The organism is Aquabacterium sp. UBA2148 (genome assembly GCF_002328915.1).
GTDB classification, from domain to species: Bacteria; Pseudomonadota; Gammaproteobacteria; order Burkholderiales; family Burkholderiaceae_C; genus Aquabacterium; species Aquabacterium parvum.
In genome coordinates this window covers 11,022-11,379 of record NZ_DCXA01000096.1, presented here as the reverse complement: position 1 = coordinate 11,379, position 358 = coordinate 11,022, and the positions used below count along the sequence as shown (strand labels likewise).

Here is a 358-nt window from a genome sequence, read left to right as displayed (position 1 = left end):
GGGCAGGCCTGCTTCGAAGGTCTTGTTCAGGCCGAAGGAGTCGTACAGGCCCTCGACGCGGTCGAAGGCATCGAACAGCCCGTTGTCCAGCTCGGGGTTGAAGAACTCGGGGAACAGATCGCTGCTGATCAGCACCGACATGGCCTCGACGGACAGGCCGCAATCCTGGCAATTGCCTTCGCCCAGGCGCACCAGCCCGACCTTGGCCAGGCCGGTGAGCGTGAACTGGCTGTGCGGCGCCAGGATCACGGTGTTCTGGATGGGCTCGGGGGGCGTGTCGCTGTCGAGGTCGATGTTGACGGCGGCGGCAGCGGCCTCGGCGTAGTAGCCCTGGCCGACCTGGGTCAGCCGCACGTTG

1 protein-coding gene is annotated in these 358 nt (G+C 66.5%); it reads right to left on the bottom strand.

Annotation, left to right across the window (positions count from 1 at the left end; genetic code table 11):
* On the bottom strand, positions 1–358 hold a 358-nt coding region (locus tag B2W70_RS05180; RefSeq protein WP_286743539.1), incomplete at both ends, for a hypothetical protein.